Below are 26958 nucleotides of genomic sequence, written 5' to 3' on the forward strand. Positions count from 1 at the left end.
CCGAGTGAATTCAGACTCTTCCCTGCGTGCCGTCCGCCGCTTCTGGCCGCTGCGCGCAGCGAATTTCGGTGTCCAACTGACCTCAGCGCTGATCGAAGCCTCGGTCCAGACCGCTGCCGGAGTTGCCGCGGCTGTCCTGCCGAACGGTGACGGGGGCCCGGTGCTGTCCCGGCGCTGTTTCCGCGGCGAAGGGCGGGCCTGGGTCGAGATCCGTGGCCTCGACGGCCCCGCCGGTGACGAGCTGGCGACCGCCGTCGTGGAAGCCGCGCGCGCACTGCCCGGCGTGATCTCGGTCCGCTTGAACCACCCGTTGTCGCGTCTGGTGGTCGGGCTCGACTCAACCGCCGATGACGTCGTCTCGGTGCGTGAACTGTGCCACGTGGTGGCCGACGTCGAAAGCCGGCACAGCTTCGACTCTCCTGCGTCGAGCCTCGCTAACCGCACGGCGGAATCCCGCGGTCAAGCCCCGGTGAGTCTGCCCGGCGATGGAATGACCGAGACGCTGCGCGCCTTGACCGTCGGCGCCAACATCGCCGGCTTGGGCGCCGCGACGGTGGGCCGGTTGCTGCGCCTGCCGGGCCTGCCGCTCGGTTTGGAGGCCGGCGTCGTCCTCGTCGACTACCAGCCTCGGGTGCGCCGACTGCTGGAGGACCGCCTCGGCAAGCAGGCAACCGATGCGCTGTTGGCACTGGCCAGCGCCGGCGTGCACACCCTCAACACCGCGCCGACCACGCTGGCGGTGGACTTGTCGGTGGAGGCGATGCGCGCCGGGGAGGAACGCGCCGCGGCCCGCGCCTGGCGCCGCCACGAGCCGGAGCTCGCCCACCACGCCGATCATCCGCCGGTGACCGTTCCGCAGCGGCCGGCGCCGCGGCCGCCGGGTCCGGTCGAGCGCCACCTGACCCGCAGCGCCTGGGCACAACTCCTGGGCGCTGGGGTGATCGGCGCCGCGACCCGCAATCCCGACCTGGCCGGCACGGCCGCCGCGGTGACCGCGCCGAAGGCCACCCGCACCGCACGCGAGTCCTTCGCCGCCACCCTGGGCCGGGGCCTGGCCGATCACCACGGCACGGTGGTGCTGCGGCCGGGCAGCCTGCGTGAACTCGACCGCGTCGACACCGTGGTCATCGATCCTCGGGTGCTATGCGGCGAGACGTTGCGGGTGATGCAGGTGCGCGGCGCCGACGACGACGACTTGCGCGCCGCATGGGCGCAGGCCCAGGCACGCCTGACCGACGCCGACCTCAAACCGGGTTGGCACCGCATCGGACCACGCCCCGGGGTGCAGGCGTCATTCCAGCCCGCGCTATTGCCGCTGGCCGCCGCGGTGGTGACCGAGGCGCGCCGCGCCGACGTCGAGGTGTTCTCGGTGGAGGCCGACGCGCTCGGGGAGCTGCGGCCGGTCTTCGACGAGATCCGGCCCCTGGACGGCGCCTCGGTAGACCAGGCGCTGGCCGCCGCGGTAACCGCCTACCAGGCCGACGGCCATGACGTCGCGGTGCTGTCCGCGGTAGCCGTGGAGGCGCTGGCTGCGGCCGACGTGGCGCTGGGCGTGCTGCCGGGACAAGGTGTCCCGCCGTGGTGCGCCGATGTGTTGCTGACCGACCTGGCTGCGGCCTGGCGGGTGTTGCACGCGCTGCCCGCGGCCCGCTCCGCCAGTCACCGTGGCGTGGAGATCTCCACCGGTGCCACGGCGTTGGGCTCGCTGCTACTGCTGCCCGGGGTGCGCGGTAGCGGGCCCGGGCCGGTGACCACGGGTGCGGCGGCCGGCGCGCTCTCGGGGTACTGGCTGGCGCGCCGTGCCGTGGATGCCGCGGTGCCGCGGCCGGCGGCGGTGCACGAGTGGCACGCGATGTCGGTCGACCAGGTCCGGGCGGTGTTGCCGCCGCCGGAGCTGGATGAGCCCGGCACCACCCACCATGCGCCGGCCGCCGCCGCTGCGCTGGCGGCGGTGGATCTGGCCCGCCGCGGGGCGCAGGCAACCGCGCCGCCGCGGCTGCTGCGGCAGTTTGCCCAGGCCGTGCGCAGTGAACTGTCCGACCCGATCACGCCCGTGCTGGCGCTGGGGGCCGCGGCCAGCGCGGTGCTGGGTTCACCCGTCGACGCGGTCCTGGTCGGTTCGGTGTTGGGCGGCAACGCGATGCTCGCGGCCGCGCAGCGCCTGGTCGCGGAGCGCCGGCTCAACGTGCTGCTGAACGAGCAGGTTCCGCCGGCGCGCAGGGTCCTGCCCGACGGAAGCCACGTTGAGATTCCGGCCGAGGAACTGCGGCCCGGCGATGTGATCGAGGTGCACTCCCATGAGGTGGTGCCCGCCGACGGCCGGTTGATCGACGCGACCGACCTGGAGGTCGACGAGTCGTCGCTGACCGGTGAGTCGCTCACGGTGGTTAAGCAGGTCGAGGCCACGCCGGGTGCCGATCTGGCCGAGCGGGAATGCATGGTCTACGCCGGTACCACCGTCGTCACCGGAACCGCGGTGGCTTTGGTGACCGCGGTGGGCGGCGACACCCACGGGAGGCGGGCCGCCGAACTGGTCGCCGGCGATCAGTCCGCGATCGGGCTGCAGCATCAGCTGAGCCTGCTGACCAGCAAGGCCTGGCGGATCAGCCTGGCCGGCGGCGCGCTGGTGACCGGGCTGGGGATGGCCCGCCGGATCGGGTTGCGGCAGGCGGTGGCCAGCGGCATCGCGGTCAGCGTCGCAGCTATTCCCGAAGGGCTTCCGCTGGTGGCCACCTTGTCACAGCAGGCGTCGGCCCGACGACTGACCAAGGCCGGTGTGCTGGTGCGGGTGCCGCGTTCGGTGGAGGCGCTCGGCCGTGTCGACGTGGTCTGCTTCGACAAGACCGGCACGCTGAGCCGCAACCGGCTGCGGGTGTCGCAGGTGCACCCTGCCACGGGTTTCACCGAGCACGACGTGCTGCGCTTTGCTGCCGCCGCGGCGCCGGTCCCCAACGGCACCCGGCAGGTGCACGCCACCGACACCGCCATCGTGGAGGGCGCGGCGCTGGCCGGAGTCGCCGGCGCACCGACAGGGCCGGTCGCGCACCTGCCGTTCCGCTCCGGGCGTCAGTTCTCGGCCTCGATACGGGGAACCGAGTTGACCCTCAAGGGTGCCCCAGAAGTGGTGCTGGCGTGCGCCGGGGCGGGCCCGGCGATCAAGAAGTCGGTGGCCACCTTGGCCGCCGAGGGGCTGCGCGTGATTGCGGTTGCCCGCCGCCAATTGACCCCGGCAGAACGCGCCGCCCTGAGCATCGATCCCGAACCCGAGGAGATCGCAGAGTACTGCCGCGACGGTCTGACCTTCGTGGGCCTGCTCGGTCTGTCGGACACGCCGCGCGACGAGGCCACCGAACTGCTCGCCGACCTCAAGCGCCGGCGAATCCCGGTGCGGCTCATCACCGGCGACCACCCGCTGACCGCCACCGCGATCGCCCGGGAGCTGGGACTGGACGTCGACGACGATCAGGTGATCACAGGCGCGCAGTGGGATGCGTTGTCCCGCAAGGGCCAAGAGGTTGCGGTCGCCGAGCGCGTGGTGTTCGCCCGGATGTCTCCGGAGAACAAGGTGCAGATCGTCCAGACGCTGGAGCGCACCGGCAAGGTGTCGGCGATGGTCGGCGACGGAGCCAACGACGCCGCGGCGATCCGGGCCGCCACCGTGGGGATCGCGGTGGTCGCGCACGGCAGCGAAGCGGCCAGCACCGCCGCAGACGTAGTGCTGCTCGACGAGCGGATCGACACCCTTCTGGATGCGTTGGACGAAGGCCGCGAGCTGTGGCAGCGGGTACAGGCCGCGGTGGCGGTGCTGCTGGGCGGCAATGCCGGTGAGGTGGCCTTCGCGATCATCGGGAGCGCGCTGACCGGTCGCTCGCCGCTGAACGCACGCCAGCTGTTGCTGGTCAACATGCTGACCGACGCGCTGCCGGCCACCGCGCTGGCGGTCAGTTCGCTCAATGAGCAGGCCGCCGCCGGCGGGCACGGTCCCGACGAACGCGCGCTGTGGCGCACGGTGGGCGTGCGCGGCGTGACGACGGCGTCGGCCGCGGTGACCGCCTGGGGTCTGGCTTCGGTCACCGGGCGCCCGCAGCGGGCCTCCACGGTGGCGTTGGTGTCGCTGGTCGCCACGCAACTGGGGCAGACTCTGCTGGATTCGCGTGATCCGCTGGTGGTGGCGACCGCTGTCGGCTCGCTGGGCATGATGGGGACGCTGATCACCATCCCCGGTATCAGCCAGCTGCTGGGCTGCACTCCGATCGGGCCTCTGGGCTGGGCCCAGGCTCTGGGTACGGCGACGGTGGCCACCGTCGGCGCAGCCGTGGTGCCCAAACTGCTGTCGGGGGCGCGGGACGACATGGCCAAGCCGAAGGAGTTCATCGTGCCCGGGCCGCGTCAACCGGACCGCCCGCAGGAATCATCCGACGGTCACCCGGCGCCGCGGCTGCGGCTTGTGCACAATGGGGACACTGGCTCCCGCCGCGGAACGGTCGCGGCTCGATCATCCGGCGACCCGTCGCCACCAGGAGGTTCATGATGGCGGACAAGCCGCGGCGCAGCGCTTCCCAGCGCGAGGCAGTGGCCCACATTCGCGAGGCAGAGGGGTTCGCCGTTGAATTGCCGCTGTTCGGCAAGGTGACGGTGCCGCGGCCTGAGCAATTGGCCTACTACGGCGGGCTGGCGTTGCTGGCGGCTTTCGAGATCATCGACTGGCCGGTGGCCGTGGCGGTGGCTGCCGGCCACATTCTGGCCAGCAACCACCGCAGTGAGGTGCTCGAACAGCTCGGCGAGGCCCTAGAAGACGTCTAGCCGAGGTTCAGCCTCGGTTGACCTCAGTTGTTGACGGTCAGCACTCCGACGCGCCACAGGAGTGCGTACATCTGGTGCAGCGGGCCACTGAGCAGCCGAGTGGTCATGTCGACCACCGGGTCTGAGGTAGGCGCGGCAGGACGGCGGTCCAGCTTCTTCGGCGCGCTGGTGGCGCGCGGGGCCGGAGCCGTGATGTCGGTGTAGGCGATTGCAACCATGATGGCCTCCTAGTCGCGTAACGGTGCTACGCGCTCAGCTGAAGGCCGGAGTCGTGGCTCAGCGGGAGGCGGTATGCGACCGTTCGGATGGGGACGGAACTGATGTCAGATATCGGCTCGGACTATCACCGGAACTCATTCGTCCCTCACCTCCTCTCGGTCGCGGGCGCGCCGTGGTGCGCCGGTTTCACCGCATGCTCAGGAGGGCAGCTCCGACGACTGTCGGAAGACCGCACCCCTCTCGTCAGAGTTTTGACACTGCACGGCGTGTCCCAATCCGGGAAGCCACTTGGGCTCAACCCTTAAGCCGGGAGGAGCTGTCCTGACCCGGGGCGTCTTTCGACGTTCGGGGTCAGTGGCCTATGTCCGTGCAGACGCCTCACCTAACGAGGTGCTTGCACGGTCCATAGTGCACCACCGACGGGGTGCGGTCAACTCCACCCCATTCGGGCGTGTCGATGGCCTCTGACGTGCAGCGATGGCGTCCAACCCCGTGCGCCCAAGGTGTCACACCCGTCACTTTGGTACCAGAACGAGACCCTAACGGCCCAGTTCCGCGACCGACGTTTCGCGACGGTTTGGGGGCTTAGTCCTTCAGATTCAGCGGCTCGACGGCATAGCGCCCCGGCGTCCGCCACGACGCGAGCGCACCGAGCAGCATCATGACCGCCGCGGCGGCAAAGACCACTGCGAGACCCGTATGGAACGGCCCGGAGATCAGCTGCGGGAAGAAGCTGTGGCCGGTCAACGTCTCGGCATCAACGCCGGGTGCGGCCAGCGCGCCCGACGGCGCCAAGAGTTCGGCAATCGGGTTGTAGCCCAGAAACGCCGCGAAGAGGCTGCCCACCGGCGGGGTGTTGGCTATCTGATCGGCGACACCGGCCGAGACGCCCTCCTGCCGCAACCCAGCAGCCAGCGCCGCCGGCAACGTCTCGGCCAGCCCGATCACCATCAGCGAGAAGAAGATTCCGATCGACAACGAGGTGCCGGCGTTGAAGAACGTGGCCCGCACACCGGAGGCCGCCCCTCGCTGGTCGGCCGGGACACTGGACATGACCACGGCACTGTTGGGCGCGGTGAAGATTCCGCCACCCAGTCCGTTGAGGAAGACCAGCGCCGCGAACACCCGGTAGTCGAAGTTCACCGGCAGCAACACCAGACCCACGAACGTCGCCGCCATCAGCACCATGCCGCCGACCGTGAACGGACGGGCACCGCGGCGGTCCGACAACGATCCGGCCACCGGACCGGCCAACAGGAACCCGGCCGTCATGGGCAGCAGATAGATACCGGCCCACAACGGCGTCGATTCGTAGCTATAGCCGTGCAGCGGTAGCCAGATGCCCTGCAGCCAGATGATCAGCATGAACTGCATGCCGCCGCGCCCGATCGCCGACAGCAAGCCTGCCGCGTTGGCCATACCGAACGCCGGAATCGCGAAGAGCCGAACGTCCAGCAGCGGAGCGGCAACCCGTAGCTCGATGAAACAGAACAGCACCAACAGCGCCACTCCGAGCCCGAGCGCACCCAGCACAACCGGGTTGGCCCAGCTGGTGGGCGAAGACCCATGCGGCTGAATGCTGTAGGTGATGGCGGTCAGCACCACGGTCAGGCCCAACCCAAGCGTCGCGGTGCCCGCCCAGTCCAGCTTCGCCGGCGCCCGCTCCCCGAGTTCGTGCAGTGAACGTACCGACCAGATGGTGCCCAGCACTCCGATCGGGACCCCGACCCAGAACACCGCCCGCCAGTCCCATTCCGACAGCACGCCGCCGATCAACAGGCCAACAAAGGACCCGGCGACTGCGGCCACCTGGTTGACACCCAGCGCCATGCCACGCTGATTGGCCGGGAACGCGTCGGTGAGGATCGCTGAGGACGACGCCATCAGCATCGCCCCGCCGACGCCCTGCACCACCCGCCACGCGATCAGCCACTGGGCACCGCGGCCCATGTCGAACGGGTCGATCGACAGCGCGATCGCCGCGACGGTGAACACCACGAAGCCCAAGTTGTAGATGCGCACCCGGCCGAACATGTCGCCGAGCCGGCCGAAGAACACCACCAGCACAGCCGACACCAGCAGATAGCCCATCAACATCCACAGCAGGTAACTGACGTTCGCCGGCTCCAGCGGATTGAGGCCGATACCCCGAAAGATCGCCGGCATCGAGATCAACACGATCGAGCCGTTGATGGTGGCGAGCAGAACACCCAGTGTGGTGTTGGACAGCGCGACCCATTTGTAGCGCGGGTGGCCACGGTCGTAGCGCAGCTGGCGGCGGGCGGTGGCAGGTCCCTCCGCGGCGCCCGGGTCCGGGACACCGGTGTTCACCTGCTCAATCTGCGCCGTCATAACTCTCCCAGCTACTTCCACCCCAAAGCGCATATGTTAGCTAAGCAAATGATCGGTTGCCTAATTCTGGTCCGGAACCCTCAGCGCCTTACGCCGGCTGCTGAGCTGCGATAGCGTGGCAGTGCACGAATCGCCAGTGCAGAAATCGCAAAAACCGCGGGAGCGCAACCAGTGCGCTGAGAGGACGGCCGGGGCCGTCGACCGTACGAACCTGACCGGGTCATGCCGGCAAGGGAGAGGAAGAACTATGACTGACGTTGCAGTGGAGCCGCAGGTCACCACCGGGCCCATCCCCTACAGCGAGAAGGCCTACCGCGAGTTCGAAGCTCCCGGCGGCGTGACGATGAAGGTGCCGTTCCGGCGCATCAACCTCACCACCGGTGAGCACTTCGACGTCTATGACACCTCCGGTCCCTACACCGACGCCAATGCCGACATCGACCTGCACCGCGGATTGCCACCGCGGCCCGGGGTGGTGACCGATCGCGGCACCCAGCTGCAGCGCGCCCAGGCCGGTGAGATCACCGCCGAGATGGCCTTCATCGCCGCCCGCGAGGGAGTTCCCGCGGAGCTGGTCCGCGACGAGGTCGCCCGCGGACGAGCGGTGATCCCGGCCAACCACAACCACCCCGAGCTGGAGCCGATGATCATCGGCAAAGCGTTCAAGGTGAAGATCAACGCCAACATCGGCAACTCCGCGGTGACCAGTTCGATCGCCGAAGAGGTGGACAAGCTGGTGTGGGCCACGCGCTGGGGCGCCGACAACGTCATGGATCTGTCCACCGGCAAGGACATTCACGAGACGCGGGAGTGGATTCTGCGCAACTCGCCGGTGCCGATCGGTACCGTACCGATCTACCAGGCGCTAGAGAAGGTCAACGGCGACCCGACCAAACTGACCTGGGAGCTTTACCGCGACACCGTGATCGAGCAGTGCGAGCAGGGCGTGGATTACATGACCGTGCACGCCGGAGTGCTGTTGCGGTATGTGCCGTTGACGGCCAAGCGGGTCACCGGCATCGTGTCGCGCGGCGGTTCGATCATGGCGGCATGGTGCCTGTCACGGCACCAGGAGTCGTTCCTGTACACCAACTTTGAAGAACTGGCCGACATTCTGGCCAGCTACGACGTCACCTTCTCCCTCGGCGACGGGCTGCGGCCCGGCTCCATTGCCGACGCCAACGACGAAGCCCAGTTCGCCGAGCTGCGCACCCTGGGCGAGCTGACCAAGATCGCCAAATCCCGTGGCGCGCAGGTGATGATCGAGGGACCGGGCCACGTCCCGATGCACAAGATCGTCGAGAACGTGCGACTGGAAGAGGAATGGTGCGACGAGGCGCCGTTCTACACGCTAGGACCGCTGGCCACCGACATCGCACCGGCCTACGACCACATCACCTCGGCGATCGGCGCAGCGATCATCGCCCAGGCCGGCACCGCGATGCTGTGCTACGTCACCCCCAAAGAGCACCTGGGGCTGCCGGACCGCAAGGACGTCAAGGACGGGGTGATCGCCTACAAGATCGCCGCACACGCCGCCGACCTGGCCAAGGGGCACCCCGGAGCACAGGATCGCGACAACGCATTGTCGAAGGCACGCTTCGAGTTCCGTTGGTATGACCAGTTCGCGTTGTCCCTGGACCCGGATACCGCGCGCGAGTACCACGACGAGACGCTGCCTGCCGAGCCGGCGAAGTCCGCGCACTTCTGCTCGATGTGCGGCCCGAAGTTCTGCTCGATGCGGATCAGCCACGACGTGCGCGACTACGCCAACGAGCACGGCCTGCAGACCGAGGACGACATCGACGCCGCCATCCAGCAGGGCATGGCCGAGAAGTCAGCCGAGTTCGCCGACCACGGCAACCGGGTGTACCTGCCCATCTCCACCTAGTGGTGATCGCAAGCGCGGCGGAGCCGGGCGAAGCGGGTCGCCAGTCATCCAGCACAGTGGGTTTCCTGCCACTGGCCCCGCCGGGGGCGACGCCGGTACGGGTACTCACCGTTGCCGGTTCGGACTCCGGGGGCGGCGCGGGCATTCAGGCCGACATGCGCACGTGCGCGCTGCTGGGGGTGCACGCCTGCGTCGCGGTTACTGCTGTGACGGTGCAGAACACCGTGGGAGTCAAGAGCTTTCACGAGGTTCCCGCCGACACCGTCGCTGCCCAGATTACGGCGGTGGTGCCCGACATCGGGATTCAGGCCGCCAAGACGGGGATGCTGGCGTCGGCGCAGATCATCACCGCGGTGGCTGCGACATGGCAAGAACTCGGCCTCACGGTCCCCTTGGTGGTCGATCCGGTGTCGGCGTCCATGCACGGTGATGCACTGCTGGCGTCGTCGGCACTGGATGCCCTGCGCGACAGCTTGTTTCCGCTCGCAACGCTGGTGACCCCGAACCTGCACGAGGTGCGACTGCTGGTCGGTATCGACGTTGTCGACGCCGCGTCCCAGCGTGCGGCCGCGCGTGCGCTGCATGCGCTGGGTCCGCGGTGGGCACTGGTCAAGGGCGGACACCTGCCCTCGGCGGAGCACAGTCCGGACCTGCTCTATGACGGCAAGGATTTTCTGGAGTTCCCCGGTCCGCGGGTGGCCACCGGCGACGACCACGGCGCCGGCGACACCCTCGCCGCGGCCTCGGCGGCCGCGCTCGCGCACGGGTTCAGCGTTCCGGACGCGGTGGCCTTCGCCAAGCGTTGGGTGACCGAGTGCCTGCGTGCCGCTTACCCGCTGGGCCAGGGGCACGGACCGGTCTCGCCGTTGTTCCGGTTGGGCCTGGGTACCTCGTGAGCCCGCACGAAATAGCGGATTTGGACGGGCTAGCGCACCGACCAGATGACACCCCCGCCGGCGTGGTGTTGCTCACGCACGGCGCCGGCGGCGACCGCGATTCCCCGATGCTGCAACGACTTTGCGACGAATGGGCACGTCGCGGTTTCCTCGCGATCCGCTACAACCTCCCGTTCCGGCGGCGTCGCCCCAAGGGCCCTCCATCAGGGTCGGGCACCGGCGACCGGGAAGGCATCACCGAGGCGATCGAGTACGCCCGCGGCCTGGCCGACGGTCCGCTGATCGTCGGCGGGCACTCCTACGGCGGCCGGCAGACCTCGATGGTGGTGGCAGCCGGCGACGTTGCGGTCGACCTGCTGACCTTGTTTTCCTATCCGCTGCACCCGCCGGGGAAACCCGAGCGCACCCGCACCGAGCACCTGCCCCAGATCGGCGTGCCGACGGTGTTCACGCACGGCAGTTCGGACAGCTTCGGCACCGGTGCCGAGATTCGCGCCGCGGCCGCGCTGATTCCTGCGCCGCATGAGGTCGTCGAGATCACCGGGGCCCGCCACGATCTGGCGTCCAAGACGTTGGATGTACCGGTGCTGGCAGTCGATGCCGCGCTGCGCCTGCTGGACTGAAACCGTGGATCAGGGCAGGGCGACGACGCTGGCCGCGTAACTCAGACCTGACCCGTAGCCCAGCAGCAGGGCCAGCTGACCGGACTTGGCCGCCCCCGCCGACAACAACTGCTCCATCGCCAGCGGGATAGACGCCGCGGAGGTGTTTCCGCTGTTCTCGATGTCATTGGCGATGACGACGTCGGAGCGCAGCTCAAGGCTCTTGGCGATCAGCGCGTTGATCCGGCTGTTGGCCTGGTGCGGAATGAACACGTCGATGTCATGGGCGTCCAACCCGGCCGCCGCGATGGCGCGTTTCCCTATGCCGCTCATTTCGTAAGCCGCCCAACGGAATACCGCACTACCGTCCATGCGCAGGAAGGGACGCTGGCCGTCCGGATGTTCGGTGTAGCTGATCCAGTCGATGTCTTGGCGGATCGCGTCACTGTTCGAACCGTCACTGCCCCAGACCGTCGAGCCTATGCCGTGCGTGGGCGTCTCACCGACCACCACGGCACCGGCCCCGTCTCCGAAGATGAAGCAGTTCGAGCGGTCGGTCATGTCGATCGTCGGGGAGAGCACCTCTGAACCGATCACCAACGCGGTGTTGACTGTTCTGCCACGGAGCAGATCGGCCGCCACCGATAGGGCATAACCGAATCCCGCGCACCCGGTGGCCACATCGAACGCCGGCACCCCCGCCGCCCCGAGCCCCACCGCGACGGTGGGCGCACACGACGGCGTCTGACGGAAGTTGGTACTGGTCGCCACGATGACCGCATCGACGTCGGCCCCGTCGATCCCGGCCTGCTCCAACGCGTTGCGACCAGCCTCGACGGCCAGACCCGCCACGGTGTCGGTAGCGTCGGCGAATCGGCGGGTCTTGATCCCGGTGCGCGAATAGATCCATTCGTCCGAGGAGTCGATACGCCGGCAGATCTCGTCGTTGGTGACCACGCGCGCCGGGCGCGCGGCGCCGACGCCGAGCAGCCCCACGGGACGAGTTGTGCCGGAATGGCGGATCTCGCTCAAGTAGACGTCTCTCCCTGGTTGGTCAACGGCTGGCCGAAGCGTCTAACCCTAGCGGTGTCCCGGCGCCCCCACGCCGCCTCGGGCCGCCACTCAGCGGTCGTAGCCATCCTCGTCTGCGGGCACTCCCTGGTGCTGCTCGAGGACATCAGCGATGTTGGCGTTGTCGATAGTGGAGATTTCGGGGCCCGGGGTCTCGTTGTCGGTTTCCCCGACCGGGACCGCCTGCTCGGCCAGGTCCGCGTCGTTGGCTTCGACATCACGGCTGGTCATGACGGTCCTCCCGAGGTCGTGAACGGTCTTGACCTCTCATTGTCTCCCATCCTCAGGGCCGTGCGGGAGCTTCGCTGGTTACCGGTGGGTCAGGTACCTTAATTTTCATGAGTATGGAGCAGTTCGACGTCGTCATCGTGGGTGCGGGCTTCGGTGGCATGGGCGCAGCCATCGAGCTGAAGAAGCTCGGCTACGACGACATCGTGCTGCTCGAGCGGGAGGACGATCTAGGCGGAACGTGGCACGTCAATCACTACCCCGGTCTGGCCGTCGACATCCCGTCGACCACTTACGCGTACTGGTTCGAGCCGAATCCGTACTGGTCGCGGATGTTCGCACCCGGCGAGGAGATCAAACGCTACGCCGAGCACGTCGCCGACAAGTACGACGTGCGCCGCCACATGCGGTTCAACACCACGGTCGCCGGTGCCCACTGGGATGAGGACGCCGAGCGCTGGCTGGTGGCCCTGGCAGATGGGACGACGCTGAGCGCCCGATTCCTGATTACCGCGACCGGTTTCCTGTCCCAGCCGCGCAACCCGGACATCGCCGGGATCGACAGCTTCGCCGGCAAGGTGGTGCACACCGCCGCCTGGGACCACGACTACGACTTCACCGGTCGTCGGGTCGGGCAGATCGGCACCGGCGCAACCGCGGTGCAGCTGATTCCGGAGTTGGCCAAGACCGTCGCCGACCTGACCGTGTTTCAGCGCACCGCGATCTGGGTGGCGCCCAAGATCGACTTCCGGATCCCGGCCTTGCTGCGGAAACTGTTCGCCCGGGTTCCGTTCACCCAGCGGGTGATGCGCTTCATCAGCGACTACCTGCTGGAGTTCATGACGGTGACCGCGATATTGAATTACCCCGCATTCCGGCGGCTGTCGATCGCCGGGATGGACGCATGCAAAATGCTCCGGTTCGCCCAGATCCGCGACAAGGAACTGCGGGCCAAGCTGACCCCGACCTACGACATCGGATGTAAGCGGCCCAGCTGGTCGAATGACTACTACCGCAGCTTCACCAAGCCGCATGTGCACCTGGAGACCACCGGCATCGAGCGGATCGAACCGGATGGCATCGTCACCGTCGACGGCCGTAAGACCGTCATCGACACCCTGGTGCTGGCTACCGGGTATGACCTGTGGGAGGCCAACTTCCCGGCGATCGAGATCGTCGGGCGGGACGGGCGCAACCTGGGTAAGTGGTGGCGGGAGACCCGGTTCCAGGCCTACCAGGGCCTGTCGATCCCGCATTTCCCGAATTTCCTGAGCCTGGCCAGCCCGTACGGGTTCTCCGGCCTGTCGTTCTTCAACACCATGGAATACCAGATGCGGCACATGGGCCGGCTGTTCGGCGAGATGCGGCGGCGCAACGCGACGACGTTCGAGGTCACCGAGGCCGCTAACACCCGGTTCCTGGGCGCCATGACCAAACGGCTGGACCACACGGTGTTCTACGCCGGGGACTGCGCTACGTCGCGGTCTTACTACTACGACCCCAGCGGCGAAGCGACGCTGCTGCGGCCCACCACGGTGCGCAATGCGGTTCGCGACGGCTCGCATTTCCCGCTGGACGACTACGAAATCGCCTGATAACCCAGCGGTTCAGCGAGCCTCGACGCAGGAGAGGCGAAGCTGGAACCGCCTGACAACCCAGCGGTTCAGCAAGCCTCCTCAGTTCTCGTCCACGCCGGCGAAGACGATGGACTCCATCAGCCGGCGTATGCAGGCCTGGGCGTAGCCCGGGCCTCCGGCCAGGAACCCCTGGCCGGGAATCTCGCCGCCTCGGGCAACCCGCCCCAGGTCGTCGACCAGCGCCGCCAAGGCGTGCACCAAGAACTTCGCGTGCATCACGTCCAGATCCGGCCTGATCGCCATCAGCGGACGGGCCCAGGTTTCGATGAACGCGCGTTCGGAATCGCGCAGCAGCTCACGCTCCGCCGGCGCCAGGTTCACCCGCTCGGTGTCATAGACCGACGCCAACTCGGGATTGGCGAACACCGTAGCCACGTACGCCTCGATCAACCGGCGCAGCGCCTCTTCCGGCTCGGCGAAGACACCGGCGATAGCCGCCATCTCCCCGGCTATCCGGTCCACGGCACGCTGCAGCCCGGTCGTCAGGATGTCGCTCTTGCTGGAGAAGTAGCGGTAGACGCCGGAGGCTGGGACGCCGACGGCATCCGCGATCTCGGTGACGCCGGTCTCGGCATACCCCTGCTTGCCGAACAACAGGACCGCCGCGTTCAACAGTGCCTCGTAAGGCCCGGCGTCCGGGGTGAAGATCCGCCACACCGAGGGTCGATTGACGCCGATGTCGTCGGCTCCGGGCAGCTGCGCAGCGACCACTGATCGTGACGCCGCGATGAGCAACGGCTTGATCTCGTCATCCGGCAGCTGCAGCCGGTGTCCGTTAATGCTGCCGGCGACACTGACCAATGCCACCGTCAGAGTCCACTGCTCCAGCGAGTTCAGTTCCGGGCGCATGACACTGATCGGCCGTTTCAGGCGTGCACCCACGGTGTGCATCTGCATCATGAGCTTGGCCTGGTCCTCAGACTGCAGATAGCGAGCCTGCCACCGGAACAGCCCGCTGCCTTCGCGGTTGAGGATCGAGGACGTGATGAGCCCGTCGACAGCCTGGTCCAGCACAGCCGGCGCGTTGTCCTGCATGTCGGCGTCGGAGAACTCGTCGACGAACGCTGTGCAGTCCACCAACTGCTGGCCGAGCGAGCCGACGACAACCGAGAACATCTCGTACTTGCTGGGATAGTGCCGGTACAGCGCCGGCGCGGAAATCCCGACCTTGGAAGCGATCGCCTCCATGCTGGTCGCGTGGTAGCCCTGTGCACTGAAGGTTTCCGCGGCAGCGCGTGTTATCTGCGCCTTGCGGTCCTTGGGGCGCCGCTTTATGCGGGCACCAACAGTGCGTCCAACAGGGTCGTTCGTGGCACCAAGCGAGGTCACCACCCCCGATCAACTCAGGCCAGCTCTGTCACGTGCACAGCATTACTAACACAGCTGGGTAAACGGGCCGTTGCGGATTCAATATAGAGCCCGCCCGTACTTGTACGGATGTCCGCCTAATGCGGAACTATGGCCCCAGCGGAGCCCGGTGTCGCTTGTCGCGCGCTGGGACTCCATTGGGACCGCCGATGGACTGCGCATAGTTTGCCACTGCGAACGCCACCGCCGCACCGGTTAGCGCCAAAGCGCGCTGATTGATTTTCTCGACCGTGTCACCGGGGCCGCGGTAGTTGGGGTCGAACGCCGCGCCGGGCTTGCCGCCCCACAGTCGGGCCTGAGCGGTGGTCTTGAGCTGGGAAGCACCGCTAGTGATGCCCCCGATAGGCACCCCTGCCACCACGAACGGGCTGTAGTCGGTGTCGCTGCTGAGCGGCATATCGGCGGGCCGCACGCCCACCAGGTTGAGGTAACCGGCCAGGGTGCGCTCGATACCGCCTGATCCGACCGGCACGTCAGCGGGGGTGATGTCGCGGCTCGGCAGCGCGGACTGATCTCCGTCATAGGTGAAGAAGCCGGGGTTGGGAGAGGCGAGCATGTCGAAGTTCAGGTACAGGGCGATGTCGTTGAGCTGCTCGCGGTCTAGCCCGAAGACGTAGTCGCTGGAACCGCCGAGTTGTTGCTCCTCGGCACCCCAGAAAGCGAACCGGACCGCGTTGGTCACCGCCGGCTCCGGACCGAGCTGCAGTGCGGTCTCCAACACCGCCGCCACCCCCGAGCCGTTGTCGTTGATCCCCGGGCTGCCGAGTGCACTGTCGAGGTGCGCGCCCACCATCACGACGTCATGCGGCGAACCGCTTTTCGTCTGCGCCAAAACATTCCGAGACGTGACCTTCTCGGTGTGGCCGTCCAGGACCAGCCGCACCGTTCCGGTCGCGCGACGCAACGCGTGGTCGCCGTCGCGTCCGGCCACCGCTACCGGCATGGTGAGTTGGTCGTAGTACTCCGGAGGGAACAGTCCGGCCGGCGCTCCGGTGCGGCTCGGCAGGCTCACCACGACCAGCGCGGCGGCGCCACGCTGGGCGGCCACGTTCTGCTTGACCACCACCGAGCACCCGGCGTCGCTGACCACCGCGATCCCCCCACGGGGCACCTTCGGCGGGTAGTCGGCCGCCGCGCAACCCGACGACCGCGTCGGGCGGACCACCGGACCACTGATCCCGCCGGCCGGTGTGCGCACCAGCAGCGAGGCCTGATCGACCGGGTAACCAACCCCGGCGACGGTCAGCGTGGGTTTACCGGCCGAGATGGTGTCCAACCGGATGAGTTCGGGCGTCACCACCTCGAAACCCTTGTCGCGCAGGGCATTGGCCACATAATCGGCACTGGCGTCGTACCCCGGCGTGCCGTCAGCCCGATTCCGTTGGTGTGTGTCGGCGATCTCCTGCAGTCGTTGCAGATGCGTCAGCATCCCCGCGACGGTGACCTGGCCCGCCAGCCGATTCGACAGCGGCGGCTGCACGGGCTCCGGCGAGCAGCCCGCCAGTACGCCGACAGCGACCAGCAGGGCTCCCGCCGGACGGATCATGGCTGGGTGAGGATGTGGCGGGTGCGATCGTCGCGCACCGGGACCCCGTTGCGGCCGCTGAGATCCTGGGCGTACAGCCCGACGGAATAGGGCACTCCGCCGCCGTTGATGGCCAGTTCGTCGCGGTCGATGTTCTCGATGGTGTCGCCCTTTTGGTGATAGTTCGGGTCGAAGGGCTCATCGGCGGCGCCGCCCCACAGCTTGGCCTCCTCGGGCGACTTCTTCACCTCCGCACCGGAGAACAACCCGCCGGAGGGGATACCGGCCTGGGTGAATCCGTCGTAGTCGGAGCGGCCGTCGAACGAGGTGTCGCGCGGCTCCTTGCCGGCCGACTTGAGGTAGGCGACCATGGTCCGCTCGATGCCGGCCGAACCTTCCGGCACCACCGGCTGGCCGCGCTTGTCCGCCGGCAGCGACTGGTCGCCGTCGTAGGTGAAATAGCCGGGATTCGGCGAACCCAGCATGTCGAAGTTCAGATACAGCGCGATGTTCTTGAGTTGCTCCTCGTCCAGCGACTCGACGTACTTCCGCGAGCCGATCAGGCCGAGCTCTTCGGCGCCCCAGAAACCGAACCGCACTGCATTGCGCACCTCGGGCGAATCTCCCAACTGCAAAGCGGTTTCCAGCACCGCGGCGACGCCGGAGCCGTTGTCGTTGATGCCGGGGCCCTCCGGAACGCTGTCCAGGTGGGCTCCGAGCATGACCACGTTCTCCGTTGACCCGCTCTTGGTCTGCGCAATCACATTGCGGGACGGGATGTCGTCGGTGTGCGCTTCGAGCTTGACCGTCATCGCCCCGCGTCCGTCGCGCAGCATCGCGCCGTCAGCCTTGGTCACGCTCACCACCGGAACCTTGACCTCGGTCTGCTCACCGAGGGTGCCGCCCATCTTCGGTTCGTCGACGCTGTCGGCCACCACCATCGCCACCGCGCCCAGCTCGACGGCGACGGCCATCTTCTCCTTGAACGGGCAGGTGCCGCGGTCTACCAGTACGACGGCGCCTTTGACCGTCAGCCCCTCGTAGTCTTCGGCGCTGCAGCCGGGGCTGTCGTCAGCCGGTGCCGCGACCAGCGGACCGGTGACCCCCTCGGGCGGTGTCCCGAGGCTGTACATCAGCGCGCGGGCTTCGACTGTTTTGTCGCCGAGGTGCACCGAGCCGGGCTCGGATTTGAACACTCGCGCGGTGAACTCCGGGGTCTGGACGTCGAAGCCGTGATCACGCAAGGTGCTGGCCACGTACTCGACGCTGGCGTCGTAGCCCGGGGTGCCGATGGCACGGGTGCCGTTGTTGGCGTCGGCGATGTCCTGCAGCTTCTGCAGGTGCGCCATCATGGCGTCGACCGTGACCTTGTCGCGCAGGCTACTGGCGAACTCAGCGGCCGCGGCGGGATCTGCTCCCTGCTCGGTGTTTTCCGGCGTGCGGCTGCAGCCGGCGCTGAACAGCGCACCGACCAACACGGCGCCGAGGGCAGGGATCAACTTCGACTTGTAGTCCACCGACCCCACGTTAGTGGGTAGGAAGCTGATGCGAAGTCAGGCCCGGCCGCCGCAACGCACGACGAGCAGCTCGGCGACCGCGGCCATACCGGCGGCGTTGGGGTGAAAGGGCCATGGCCGCCACGGCAGCGGCAGGCCCGCTCCCACCGTCCAGGCTCGCGCCGACCAGGGATGGTGCTCCCGGCTGGCATCGCCGGCGCGGATGAGCTCACAGCCGGTGGCGGCGGCCGCCGCGGCGGTGTGGCGCTCCAAACCGTGGGCGACGTGGCGGGCCAGCGTCACGACGTCCTCGGGCAACCGCCCGGCGCTGACCCCGGCCGGTGGCAGCAGAGTCAGGTAGTCGACGAAGAACACCCGAGCCTGCGGTGCGCGGCTCCGCACGGCCGCGCCGACGGCCCGCAGCGCCGCTTCGACCTCGCCCAGCGCCTGCTTGCGCTGCCCAGGGTCCAACAGCGCGGCCACGGCGGGCAGCCGCTGGAAGATCCCGGGCAGCGTCGCGGCCATCAACAGCGGCACGTAGCCGACATCGTTGCCGCCGATGGTGACGGTCACCAGGGACTCCGAACCGTCCAGCGCGTCGATCTGGGGTGGCGCACCGTGTTGGCGCTCCTTGAGCAGATGGGCAGTCGTGGCGCCGGAGAACGTGACGTCAACCAGATCGAGGTTCAGCCTGCGGGCGACCAGGTGCGGGTAGTTGCGTGCTGAGCGGCCCGACGCCCGCGGCGCGCCGGCGGCACGAGGCCGGATTCCGGGTCCGGCCGCCATCGAACTCCCTAAGGCGACATAGCGATTCATCGACGTTGCTCTCCGCCGAGCGGGAATCCGGCGAAGCGACATGGCGCCGACGCATCGCGGCGTTCACCCTCGGCGGGCATCACAGGGCGGGACTCGACGCCTGCGCCCAGAACCGCTTCGGAATTCGTCCGGCACGTCGCGCCAGATACCCGGCGGTGACTGCGGCCGCCATGGCCGCGGCCATCGCCGGCGGGTCGGCCGCCCGGGTCACCGCGGTGGCCAGCAGCACCGCATCGCAGCCCAGCTCCATTGCCAGCGCGGCATCGCTGGCGGTGCCGATGCCGGCGTCGAGCACCACCGGGACCCCGGCGGCGGCGACGATCATCTCGATGCTGTGCGGGTTGGCGATGCCCAGCCCGGTGCCGATCGGCGAGCCCAGCGGCATCACGGCCGCACATCCGACGTCCTCGAGCCGGCGGGCCAGCACCGGGTCGTCATTGGTGTAGGGCAGCACCACAAACCCGTCGTCGACCAATTGTTCAGCGGCACGCACCAATTCGATGCCGTCTGGCAGCAGGGTGCGCTCGTCGCCGATCACCTCCAGCTTGACCCATTCGGTACCGAGCGCCTCACGTGCCAACTGGGCGGTCAGCACCGCTTCAGCGGCACTGCGGCAGCCGGCGGTGTTGGGCAGCGGCGTAATGCCGAGCCGGCTCAGCAGGTCCAGCATGCCGGTTCCGCCTTCGGCATCGACGCGGCGCATCGCGACCGTGGTCAGCTCGGTGCCGGAAGCCACCAACGCCTCTTCCAGCGACGTCAGGCTTTGCGCCCCACCGGTTCCCATGATGAGCCGGGAGCTGAACTCCCGCCCGGCGATGGTCAATTTCACGTCGTCAACCACCTTGCACCGCCGTCACCACGTCGAGACAGGCACCATCGGACAACGTGGTGGCCCAGCGCGATTTCGGCAGCACCGCCCGGTCAACCGCCACCGCGATACCGCGATCGGGATAACCCATCGAAGCCAGCAGCGACGCGACGGTAGTCGCCTCAGCCACTTCCACCTGCTTCTGGTTGACATTGATGATCATTGCTGTACTCCAACCGGAAGTAGTTCGGACACAACCTGTTCGGCGGTCCATGGTGCCAGCAGGAACCCGTTGCGGCCATGCCCGGCAGCGACATAGGTCCGGTCGTCGAGACGATGCACCAGCGGCAGGTTGTCCGGCGTCATCGGCCGCAGGCCCGCGGCGCATTCGGCCAGCTCATACTCCCCCAGCGCCGGAACCAGCGCGCAGGCGTCGTCGAGCAGGTCACGCACCCCGGAGACCGCCGGCGCGGTGTCTCGGCCGTGCTCGTACTGGGTAGCCCCCACCACCACACCATCGGGACGCGGCACCAGATAGACCGCGCGACCGTGCACCCGCGCTCGGATCACCCGCTGCGGTGGCGGCAGGCAGCCTTTGCGCCAGCGCAGCCGCAACACCTCGCCCTTGACCGGGCGGATCGCCAGGCCGGGCCACAGCGCGGGGGCGTCGATGCCGTTGGCGATCACCACCGCATCGTCGGTGGCCACTTCGGCGAGGTCTCCCACCGGTGGGGCCCAACTGACGCCCAGGTCCTCGCACGAGTCGACCAGGGCGGTGACCACCGCGCGGTTGTCCACCGCCAACTCGGTGGGGGCCCGGAAACCGTGCCGAATGGTGCCGGCCAGCAGCGGTTCGATGTCACGGGCGGCGGATTCCCAGATCACCGGGTGGCCCTGCGCGGACAGCCAGTCGGCGACAGTGCGCAAGTCTGCGACGTCGGCGCGGTCGGCGGCCACCACCAGCGATTCGCGCGCGGTGACAACCTGGGCCGGCAGCCCGTCGAGGAAGTCGTGCCACAGCTCCAGCGAGCGCAATCCCAGCCGCAGCTGCCGGTCCTCGCCCGGCCACCCCTCACTGTGCGGGGCCAGCATGCCACCTGCCACCCAGGAGGCGCCGTATTCGGTGGTGCGGTGCACCCGCACCGACCAGCCGGCCCGGGCGGCCTGCCGAGCCACCGACAGCCCGATGACACCGCCGCCGATCACGGCCAGCGAACCGAGCGAGGGTCCGGGCATGTGCTGCTCCCTTCCACCTGCTCGCGTGTCAACACACCAAGCTAGCCGCTAGCGTCGCGGTGTGCACAAACCCTCCGGCCGACCCCCCAGCCCGCCCTCCGACCGTCGCGCCCGACTCGCGGATGCCCGGCTCTACCTGTGCACCGATGCCCGCCGGGAACGCGGTGACCTGGCCGAGTTCGCCGATGCCGCGCTGGCCGGTGGCGTCGACATCATCCAACTGCGCGACAAGGGTTCGGCGGGCGAGCAGCGGTTCGGCCCGCTGGAGGCCCGCGGCGAACTGGCGGCGCTGGAGATCCTGGCTGACGCCGCGCGACAGCACGGGGCCCTGCTGGCGGTCAATGACCGCGCCGACATCGCCCGTGCCGCCGGTGCCGACATGCTGCATCTGGGCCAAGACGACCTGCCGCTGCCGGCGGCGCGCGAGGTCATCGGGCCGCAGATGCTGATCGGCCGGTCGTGCCATGACCGCGATCAGGTCAGCACGGCCCTGTCCGAGCCGGTCGACTACTTCTGCACTGGGCCGTGCTGGCCCACGCCGACCAAGCCGGGCCGATCGGCCCCGGGGCTGGAGCTGGTGCGGTTCGCCGCCGACGCGGGCCAGGCCAAGCCGTGGTTCGCCATCGGCGGTATCGACCTCGAGCGGCTGCCGCAGGTGGTGGCGGCCGGCGCCAGCCGGGTGGTGGTGGTGCGCGCGATCACCGCTGCCGAGGACCCCCGGGCCGCGGCGGCGGCACTGCGGGCCGGGCTGACCGGGGCGTAGCGGGCGGCCGGTCTCAGCCGGGCAGTTCCAGCCCGCGCAACAAATCCCAGCTGGCGGCGAAACCCGGATGCAACGGCAGCCCGGCGACGTCATGTTCGTCGACCCACCGCAGTTCGGTGCTCTCTCCATTGGGCACCACCGGCAGCAACTCGTCGGCGTCGGCGACGACGGTGGTGTAGGTCCAGCTGGTGCCACTGGCCGACGCGGTCACCACCGCCGCCCGCACGATGATCCGCTCGGCGGGCAGGCCGGCCTCCTCCTGCGCCTCCCGGATCGCGGCCTCTTCAGCGGTCTCGTGGCTGTCGCGAGCGCCGCCGGGCAGCGCCCAGGTGCCGCCCTGATGGCTCCACCAGGCGCGGTGTTGCAGCAGCACGGTGCGGGCACCATTGGGCCGGGGAGCCCGCAGAAGCAGCCCCGCCGCACCGTGCCGGCCCCAGAAGCGGACGCCGGTATCGGAGATCGCCCACCCATCGCCGTCACCACGCACGCTTGGAAGCGTATCGGGGCGGGCAAGGTCTCGGTTCTGGCGAGATCACGCGACGTTTTCGACAACAACCGGCCCGAGAGTCCGCGCAGACACCGCCCACGCTCTTAGAATCCCTTTATTATCGTTGGTGCCGCGATCAGCCGCAGGGATGGAGCCTGAACAGACGTGACCGTTGAGTTGGCGCACCCGTCAACCGAGCCAGCGGGGTTACGGTCGCCGACCGAACCGGCCAGACCCCGATGGTGGTTCTTCACCACCACCCCCGGCCGCATTCTGGCCATCGGACTCATCCTCGCCGCCCTCGGCGGCCTCAGCGCCTTCGCCACCGCCACCACGATCAACAACCGGCAGAACACCCTGACCACGGTGCTCGACCACACCGAGCCGTTGGCGTATGCCGCCGGGCAGCTCTACACCACCCTGTCGGTCGCCGACGCCGCGGCAGCCACCGCATTCATCGCCCAGGGCGAACCGCGGGCGGTGCGGGAACGCTACGAACAGGCCATCACCGCCGCCGCGGTGGCAGTGACCAGGGCCTCCGGCGGTCTGGACGACGAGCCACTGCTGCAACTGCTGGGCCGAATCAATGCGCAGCTGGCCGTCTACACCGGTCTGATCGAGACGGCCCGGACCAATAACCGCTCGGGTGATCCAGTCGGCTCGTCGTACCTGTCGGAAGCCTCCGAGCTGATGCAGCACACCATCCTTCCCGACGCCCAGCGCCTCTACCAGGCGACTTCGGCGACCGTGGACGTGCAGACCACGGCGTCGACGCGGGTTCCGGCACCGGTGATTTTGGTGGTCGCGACCACCGTGCTGTTCGGCGCGTTCGCGCACCGCTGGCTGGCCCGACACACCCGGCGCCGGATCAACCCCGGTCTGGTCGCCGGTGGCCTCGCGATTCTGTTGATGGTCATCTGGGTCGGAACGGTGCTGGTGATCTCCACCGCGGGCAGCCGCACCGCCAAGGACACCGGCGCCGAGTCGCTCAAAGAGATCACCAATCTGGCGATCACCGCGCAGCAGGCCCGTGCCGACGAGACCCTGTCGCTGATCCGGCGCGGCGACGAGGAGACCCGCAAGCAGACCTTCTACCAGCGCATCGACACCATGCAGGAGCAGCTGCAGGAGTATCTGGAGCGCGGCGACGCGGTGGACAAGGCCGACCTGGCCAACGCCGGGCAGCTGCTGGCCCGCTGGCGGCAGGCCAATGATCGGATGAACGCGTACATCAGCGTCGGCAACTACCGGGCCGCCACCCAGGTCGCGCTGGGAGGCAGCGGCGACGACTCGACGCCGGCGTTCGACCAGCTCGATGCGGCCCTGGACAAGGCGCTGCAGCACAGTCGCAATCAGCTGCGCGGCGATGTCCTCAACGCCCGCCGGGTACTGTCGGTGGCCCCGGTGGGCGGCGCGGTACTGAGCATGGGTGCCGCGATCGCGGTCGCGCTGGGCTTGTGGCCTCGACTGAACGAGTACAGATGATGATCCAACGTCGGCCCCGGTTGCTGCTGTGCGCATTGAGCGCCGTGTTGGTGCTGTCCGGCCTGACCGGCTGCGGCCGCTCGGAATTCGTGACCGCGACCGCGATGCCGACGCTGCCACCGCCCACCCCGGCCGGTATGGAGGAGTTGGCGCCGGAGGCGCCACGGCCGCCGGAACCGCGCACCGAGGACTGCGATGCCACCGCCAGCCTGCGCCCGTTCCACACCAAGGCCGAGGCTGATGCGGCGGTCGCCAAGATCCGCCATCGGGGCCGGCTGATCGTCGGGCTGGACATCGGCAGCAACCTGTTCAGCTTCCGCGACCCGATCACCGGTGAGATCACCGGCTTCGACGTCGATATCGCCGGCGAGGTGGCCCGCGACATCTTCGGCACGCCCTCGCAAGTCGAATACCGAATACTGGCGTCGGCCGAACGGATCGCGGCCCTGCAGAAGTCCGAAGTCGATATCGTGGTCAAGACCATGAGCATCACTTGCGGCCGACGTGAGCTGGTGAACTTCTCCACGGTGTACCTGGTGGCCAATCAGCGACTGCTGGTCCCGCGCGACTCCGCGATCCGCCAGGCCGCGGACCTCTCCGGCAAGCGGGTCTGTGTGGCGCAGGGCACCACCTCGCTGCGGCGGATCCGCAACATCACTCCGGCCCCGATCATCGTTTCGGTGGTGAACTGGGCCGACTGCCTGGTGGCGCTGCAACAGCGTCAGGTCGACGCCGTCAGCACCGACGACTCGATCTTGGCCGGCCTGATGTCTCAGGACCCGTACCTGCACATCGTCGGACCGAGCATGGACGAGGAGCCGTACGGGATCGGGATCAACCTGAACAACACCGGGCTGGTGCGCTTCGTCAACGGAACACTGGAGCGCATCCGCCGCGACGGCACGTGGAACACCTTGTACCGCAAGTGGTTGACGGTGCTGGGGCCGGCGCCGGTACCACCGACACCGAGGTATTCGGACTGATGGCTGACCGCGACGACGACGCAGGGCAGACCGCGGCCGAACTGGAAGACGACGGCCCGGCCACTCAGCGCGCGGACGTGCTGGCGGAATCGTCGTCGGTACGTCGGCCGATGTCGACCCAGGCGATCTTCCGCCCCCGGGAGGGCTCGAACTCCGCGATTTCGGTCGAATCCCATGACACGACGGTGGTGCGCCCCGTCGCTCCGCGGCGGCGGCTGGGCGGCGGCCTGGTGGAGATCCCCCGGGTTCCCCCGATCGACCCGCTCGCCGCGCTGATGGACGATCCGGAAGTCGCCGAGTCCAAGCGCTTCTGCTGGAATTGCGGCCGACCGGTGGGCCGGTCCACCGGGGATGCGAAGGGCGCCTCCGAAGGCTGGTGCCCACACTGTGGAAGCCCGTATTCCTTTCTGCCGCAGCTCAAACCCGGCGATATGGTGGCCGGCCAATACGAGATCAAGGGCTGCGTGGCCCACGGCGGTCTGGGCTGGGTGTATCTGGCGGTCGACCACAACGTCAACGAGCGTCCGGTGGTGCTCAAGGGCCTGGTGCATTCCGGCGACGCCGAGGCGCAGGCCATCGCGATGGCCGAGCGGCAGTTCCTCGCCGAGGTAACCCATCCGTCGATCGTCAAGATCTTCAACTTCGTTCAGCACCCGGACTCCCACGGCGACCCGGTCGGCTACATCGTGATGGAGTACGTCGGCGGCCAATCGCTCAAACAGCGCCGCGGCACTCGGCTGCCGGTAGCCCAAGCCATCGCCTACATGCTGGAAATCCTTCCCGCCCTGGGTTATCTGCATTCACTGGGCCTGGTCTACAACGACCTCAAGCCGGAGAACATCGTGCTCACCGAGGAGCAGCTGAAGCTGATCGACCTCGGCGCGGTGGCACGCATCAACTCCTTCGGCTACCTCTACGGCACCCCCGGGTTCCAGGCGCCCGACATCGTTCGCACCGGTCCTACCGTGGCCACCGACATCTACACCGTGGGTCGGACCCTGGCCGCGCTGACGCTGAAGTTGCGCACCCGTGACGGCCGCTACGTCGAGGGACTGCCCGACGACGACCCGGTGTTGAAGAAGTACGACTCCTACCGCCGGCTGCTGCGGCGGGCCATCGATCCCGACCCGCGAAGGCGGTTCTCCTCTGCCGAGGAGATGTCCGCGCAGCTGATGGGCGTACTGCGCGAAGTGGTGGCCCGCGACACCGGGACACCGCGGCCCGGCCTGTCGACGGTGTTCACCCGTTCGCGGTCCACCTTCGGCGAGCATCTGCTGGTCGCGCACACCGACGTCTACCTGGACGGGCATGTGCACTCCCAGAACCTGACGGCACGTGAGATCGTGACTGCCCTGCAGGTGCCGCTGATCGACCCGAGCGATGTCGCCGCGCCACTGTTGTCGTCGATGGAGCTCAGCGAACCGGTGCAGACACTGGATTCGCTGCGCGCCGTGCGAAACAGCTCGCTGGAGTCCGATGGCATCGATTTGTCGGAGTCCATCGGCCTGCCGCTGATGGAGGTGCGGGCGCTGCTCGACCTGGGCAACGTCACCAAGGCGACCAGCAAGCTCGACGCCCTGGCGGAGCAGGTGGGCTGGCTCTGGCGGCTGGTCTGGTTCCGTGGGGTGGCCGAACTGCTCACCGGCGACTACGAGGCGGCCCGCAAAGACTTCACCGAGGTGCTCGACATGTTCCCCGGCGAGCTGGCGCCGAAGATGGCGTTGGCCGCCACCGCCGAGCTGGCCGGAACCGACGACGAGCGCGGTTTCTACGAGTCGGTGTGGCACACCGACGACAGCGTGATCTCGGCCGCCTTCGGTCTGGCCCGCGCTCTTTCGGTGGAAGGCGACCGGACCGCGGCTGTCCGTACCCTCGACGAAGTTCCAGCCACCTCAAGGCATTTCACCACCGCGCGGTTGACCAGCGCGGTGACACTGCTGTCGGGGCGTTCGTCCAGCGAGATCACTGAGGCACAGATCCGTGATGCTGCCCGCCGGGTGGAGGCGCTGCCGGACACCGAACCGCGAGTGTTGCAGATCCGGGCGCTGGTGCTGGGCGCGGCGATGGACTGGCTGACCGAGCACGAGGCCAGCACGAACCACATCCTCGGATTCCCGTTCACCGAGCACGGTTTGCGGCTCGGTGTGGAGATGGCGCTGCGCGCCCTGGCCCGGCTCGCGCCCACCCAGGAGCATCGCTACCGCCTGGTCGACACGGCCAACGCGGTGCGGCCGATGAGCACGTTCTAGATCCGATGACCGTCCCCAGCCGGCTTCGGCGAGCTTGCGCGAT

General features: G+C 68.4%; 22 protein-coding genes and 2 riboswitches. Of the genes, 10 read left to right on the forward strand and 12 right to left on the reverse strand.

Annotated elements, in window-relative coordinates; genetic code table 11:
- Positions 1-4 precede the first annotated feature (4 nt).
- On the forward strand, positions 5-4531 hold the full coding sequence (locus tag N416_RS0100210) for a cation-translocating P-type ATPase (RefSeq protein WP_231383939.1): 4527 nt from the start codon (positions 5-7) through the stop codon (positions 4529-4531).
- Positions 4528-4803 carry a hypothetical protein gene (locus tag N416_RS0100215; protein WP_024440124.1) on the forward strand — a complete coding sequence of 92 codons (276 nt, stop codon included), beginning with the start codon at positions 4528-4530 and terminating at the stop codon, positions 4801-4803. Before N416_RS0100210 ends, N416_RS0100215 begins: the two co-directional genes overlap by 4 nt.
- A 23-nt stretch (positions 4804-4826) precedes the next feature.
- Here N416_RS0100215 and N416_RS0100220 read toward each other — a convergent pair whose 3' ends face one another.
- On the reverse strand, positions 4827-5021 hold the full coding sequence (locus N416_RS0100220; RefSeq protein WP_024440125.1) for an Rv1535 family protein: 195 nt from the start codon (positions 5019-5021) through the stop codon (positions 4827-4829).
- A 229-nt stretch (positions 5022-5250) separates the two neighbouring features.
- Positions 5251-5419, reverse strand: a riboswitch (M-box (ykoK) riboswitch).
- 188 nt (positions 5420-5607) lie between these two features.
- Positions 5608-7374, reverse strand: a complete 1767-nt coding sequence (locus tag N416_RS0100225) for an MFS transporter (RefSeq protein WP_024440126.1) — start codon at positions 7372-7374, stop codon at positions 5608-5610.
- A 148-nt stretch (positions 7375-7522) separates the two neighbouring features.
- Positions 7523-7627: riboswitch (TPP riboswitch) on the forward strand.
- Between N416_RS0100225 and thiC the strand changes: the two genes are divergently transcribed.
- The 3 genes from thiC (at position 7622) to N416_RS0100240 (ending at position 10784) form a co-directional block, all read left to right on the forward strand.
- Positions 7622-9265 (forward strand): phosphomethylpyrimidine synthase ThiC, encoded by a 1644-nt coding sequence (thiC, locus tag N416_RS0100230; protein ID WP_024440127.1) that lies wholly within the window; start codon positions 7622-7624, stop codon positions 9263-9265. Its footprint overlaps the riboswitch before it by 6 nt.
- 56 nt (positions 9266-9321) lie before the next feature.
- Positions 9322-10161 carry a bifunctional hydroxymethylpyrimidine kinase/phosphomethylpyrimidine kinase gene (gene thiD, locus N416_RS0100235; protein ID WP_024440128.1) on the forward strand — a complete coding sequence of 280 codons (840 nt, stop codon included), beginning with the start codon at positions 9322-9324 and terminating at the stop codon, positions 10159-10161.
- A gap of 11 nt (positions 10162-10172) precedes the next feature.
- The gene (locus tag N416_RS0100240; RefSeq protein WP_024440129.1) at positions 10173-10784 is read left to right on the forward strand and encodes an alpha/beta family hydrolase; all 612 of its coding nucleotides are present in this window, start codon (positions 10173-10175) and stop codon (positions 10782-10784) included.
- A 9-nt stretch (positions 10785-10793) separates the two neighbouring features.
- Here N416_RS0100240 and N416_RS0100245 read toward each other — a convergent pair whose 3' ends face one another.
- Together N416_RS0100245 and N416_RS0100250 are read right to left on the reverse strand one after the other, a co-directional pair.
- Positions 10794-11795: a beta-ketoacyl-ACP synthase III gene (locus tag N416_RS0100245; protein WP_024440130.1), complete on the reverse strand. Its 1002-nt coding sequence runs from the start codon at positions 11793-11795 to the stop codon at positions 10794-10796.
- 90 nt (positions 11796-11885) lie between these two features.
- On the reverse strand, positions 11886-12065 hold the full coding sequence (locus N416_RS0100250; protein ID WP_024440131.1) for a hypothetical protein: 180 nt from the start codon (positions 12063-12065) through the stop codon (positions 11886-11888).
- Between the two features lie 107 nt (positions 12066-12172).
- On the opposite strand from N416_RS0100250, the gene N416_RS0100255 reads away from it, so the two are divergent.
- Positions 12173-13657, forward strand: a complete 1485-nt coding sequence (locus N416_RS0100255) for an NAD(P)/FAD-dependent oxidoreductase (protein ID WP_024440132.1) — start codon at positions 12173-12175, stop codon at positions 13655-13657.
- Between the two features lie 81 nt (positions 13658-13738).
- Here the strand turns inward: N416_RS0100255 and N416_RS0100260 are convergent, their stop codons facing one another.
- The 7 genes from N416_RS0100260 to thiO all read right to left on the reverse strand — a co-directional run bounded on the left by N416_RS0100260 (position 13739) and on the right by thiO (position 20948).
- Positions 13739-15031, reverse strand: a complete 1293-nt coding sequence (locus tag N416_RS0100260) for a TetR/AcrR family transcriptional regulator (RefSeq protein WP_343252086.1) — start codon at positions 15029-15031, stop codon at positions 13739-13741.
- 124 nt (positions 15032-15155) lie between these two features.
- Complete coding sequence (locus tag N416_RS0100265) at positions 15156-16613, reverse strand: M28 family peptidase (RefSeq protein ID WP_024440134.1); 1458 nt, start codon at positions 16611-16613, stop codon at positions 15156-15158.
- Entirely contained in the window at positions 16610-18055 is a 1446-nt protein-coding gene (locus tag N416_RS0100270) for a M28 family metallopeptidase (RefSeq protein WP_369797552.1), read from the reverse strand. Before N416_RS0100270 ends, N416_RS0100265 begins: the two co-directional genes overlap by 4 nt.
- Positions 18056-18145: 90 nt before the next feature.
- Positions 18146-18904 (reverse strand): SGNH/GDSL hydrolase family protein, encoded by a 759-nt coding sequence (locus tag N416_RS0100275; protein WP_024440136.1) that lies wholly within the window; start codon positions 18902-18904, stop codon positions 18146-18148.
- Between the two features lie 79 nt (positions 18905-18983).
- The gene (locus N416_RS0100280) at positions 18984-19733 is read right to left on the reverse strand and encodes a thiazole synthase (protein WP_369797550.1); all 750 of its coding nucleotides are present in this window, start codon (positions 19731-19733) and stop codon (positions 18984-18986) included.
- 4 nt (positions 19734-19737) lie between these two features.
- A complete protein-coding gene (thiS, locus tag N416_RS0100285) occupies positions 19738-19935 on the reverse strand; it encodes a sulfur carrier protein ThiS (RefSeq protein WP_024440138.1) in 198 nt (65 codons plus the stop codon).
- Positions 19932-20948 carry a glycine oxidase ThiO gene (gene thiO, locus N416_RS0100290; RefSeq protein WP_024440139.1) on the reverse strand — a complete coding sequence of 339 codons (1017 nt, stop codon included), beginning with the start codon at positions 20946-20948 and terminating at the stop codon, positions 19932-19934. Before thiO ends, thiS begins: the two co-directional genes overlap by 4 nt.
- 61 nt (positions 20949-21009) lie before the next feature.
- Between thiO and thiE the strand changes: the two genes are divergently transcribed.
- Positions 21010-21711: a thiamine phosphate synthase gene (gene thiE, locus N416_RS0100295; protein ID WP_024440140.1), complete on the forward strand. Its 702-nt coding sequence runs from the start codon at positions 21010-21012 to the stop codon at positions 21709-21711.
- A gap of 13 nt (positions 21712-21724) precedes the next feature.
- On the opposite strand, the gene N416_RS0100300 is transcribed toward thiE, so the two are convergent.
- Positions 21725-22198 carry an NUDIX hydrolase gene (locus tag N416_RS0100300; RefSeq protein WP_024440141.1) on the reverse strand — a complete coding sequence of 158 codons (474 nt, stop codon included), beginning with the start codon at positions 22196-22198 and terminating at the stop codon, positions 21725-21727.
- A 165-nt stretch (positions 22199-22363) separates the two neighbouring features.
- On the opposite strand from N416_RS0100300, the gene glnX reads away from it, so the two are divergent.
- From glnX to N416_RS0100315, 3 genes are read left to right on the forward strand one after another with little or no spacing between them, the layout of a single operon-like run.
- Positions 22364-23683 carry a protein kinase G-activating protein GlnX gene (gene glnX, locus N416_RS0100305; protein ID WP_024440142.1) on the forward strand — a complete coding sequence of 440 codons (1320 nt, stop codon included), beginning with the start codon at positions 22364-22366 and terminating at the stop codon, positions 23681-23683.
- Entirely contained in the window at positions 23683-24666 is a 984-nt protein-coding gene (locus N416_RS0100310; RefSeq protein WP_036456830.1) for a glutamate ABC transporter substrate-binding protein, read from the forward strand. Before glnX ends, N416_RS0100310 begins: the two co-directional genes overlap by 1 nt.
- Positions 24666-26915: a serine/threonine-protein kinase PknG gene (locus tag N416_RS0100315; protein ID WP_024440144.1), complete on the forward strand. Its 2250-nt coding sequence runs from the start codon at positions 24666-24668 to the stop codon at positions 26913-26915. Before N416_RS0100310 ends, N416_RS0100315 begins: the two co-directional genes overlap by 1 nt.
- Positions 26916-26958 lie beyond the last annotated feature (43 nt).

It is taken from the genome of Mycobacterium sp. UM_WGJ, from assembly GCF_000455125.1.
In the GTDB taxonomy this organism is placed as follows: Bacteria; Actinomycetota; Actinomycetes; order Mycobacteriales; family Mycobacteriaceae; genus Mycobacterium.

What these genes read in the sequence shown, in the direction of transcription:
- N416_RS0100215 (WP_024440124.1), top strand. Translation starts at nt 4,528, where the DNA reads ATGATGGCGGACAAGCCGCGGCGCAGCGCTTCCCAGCGCGAGGCAGTG.
- N416_RS0100220 (WP_024440125.1), bottom strand. Translation starts at nt 5,021, where the DNA reads ATGGTTGCAATCGCCTACACCGACATCACGGCTCCGGCCCCGCGCGCC.
- N416_RS0100225 (WP_024440126.1), bottom strand. Translation starts at nt 7,374, where the DNA reads ATGACGGCGCAGATTGAGCAGGTGAACACCGGTGTCCCGGACCCGGGC.
- thiC (WP_024440127.1), top strand. Translation starts at nt 7,622, where the DNA reads ATGACTGACGTTGCAGTGGAGCCGCAGGTCACCACCGGGCCCATCCCC.
- N416_RS0100250 (WP_024440131.1), bottom strand. Translation starts at nt 12,065, where the DNA reads ATGACCAGCCGTGATGTCGAAGCCAACGACGCGGACCTGGCCGAGCAG.
- N416_RS0100255 (WP_024440132.1), top strand. Translation starts at nt 12,173, where the DNA reads ATGAGTATGGAGCAGTTCGACGTCGTCATCGTGGGTGCGGGCTTCGGT.
- N416_RS0100265 (WP_024440134.1), bottom strand. Translation starts at nt 16,613, where the DNA reads ATGATCCGTCCGGCGGGAGCCCTGCTGGTCGCTGTCGGCGTACTGGCG.
- N416_RS0100275 (WP_024440136.1), bottom strand. Translation starts at nt 18,904, where the DNA reads ATGAATCGCTATGTCGCCTTAGGGAGTTCGATGGCGGCCGGACCCGGA.
- thiS (WP_024440138.1), bottom strand. Translation starts at nt 19,935, where the DNA reads ATGATCATCAATGTCAACCAGAAGCAGGTGGAAGTGGCTGAGGCGACT.
- thiO (WP_024440139.1), bottom strand. Translation starts at nt 20,948, where the DNA reads ATGCCCGGACCCTCGCTCGGTTCGCTGGCCGTGATCGGCGGCGGTGTC.
- N416_RS0100310 (WP_036456830.1), top strand. Translation starts at nt 23,683, where the DNA reads ATGATCCAACGTCGGCCCCGGTTGCTGCTGTGCGCATTGAGCGCCGTG.
- N416_RS0100315 (WP_024440144.1), top strand. Translation starts at nt 24,666, where the DNA reads ATGGCTGACCGCGACGACGACGCAGGGCAGACCGCGGCCGAACTGGAA.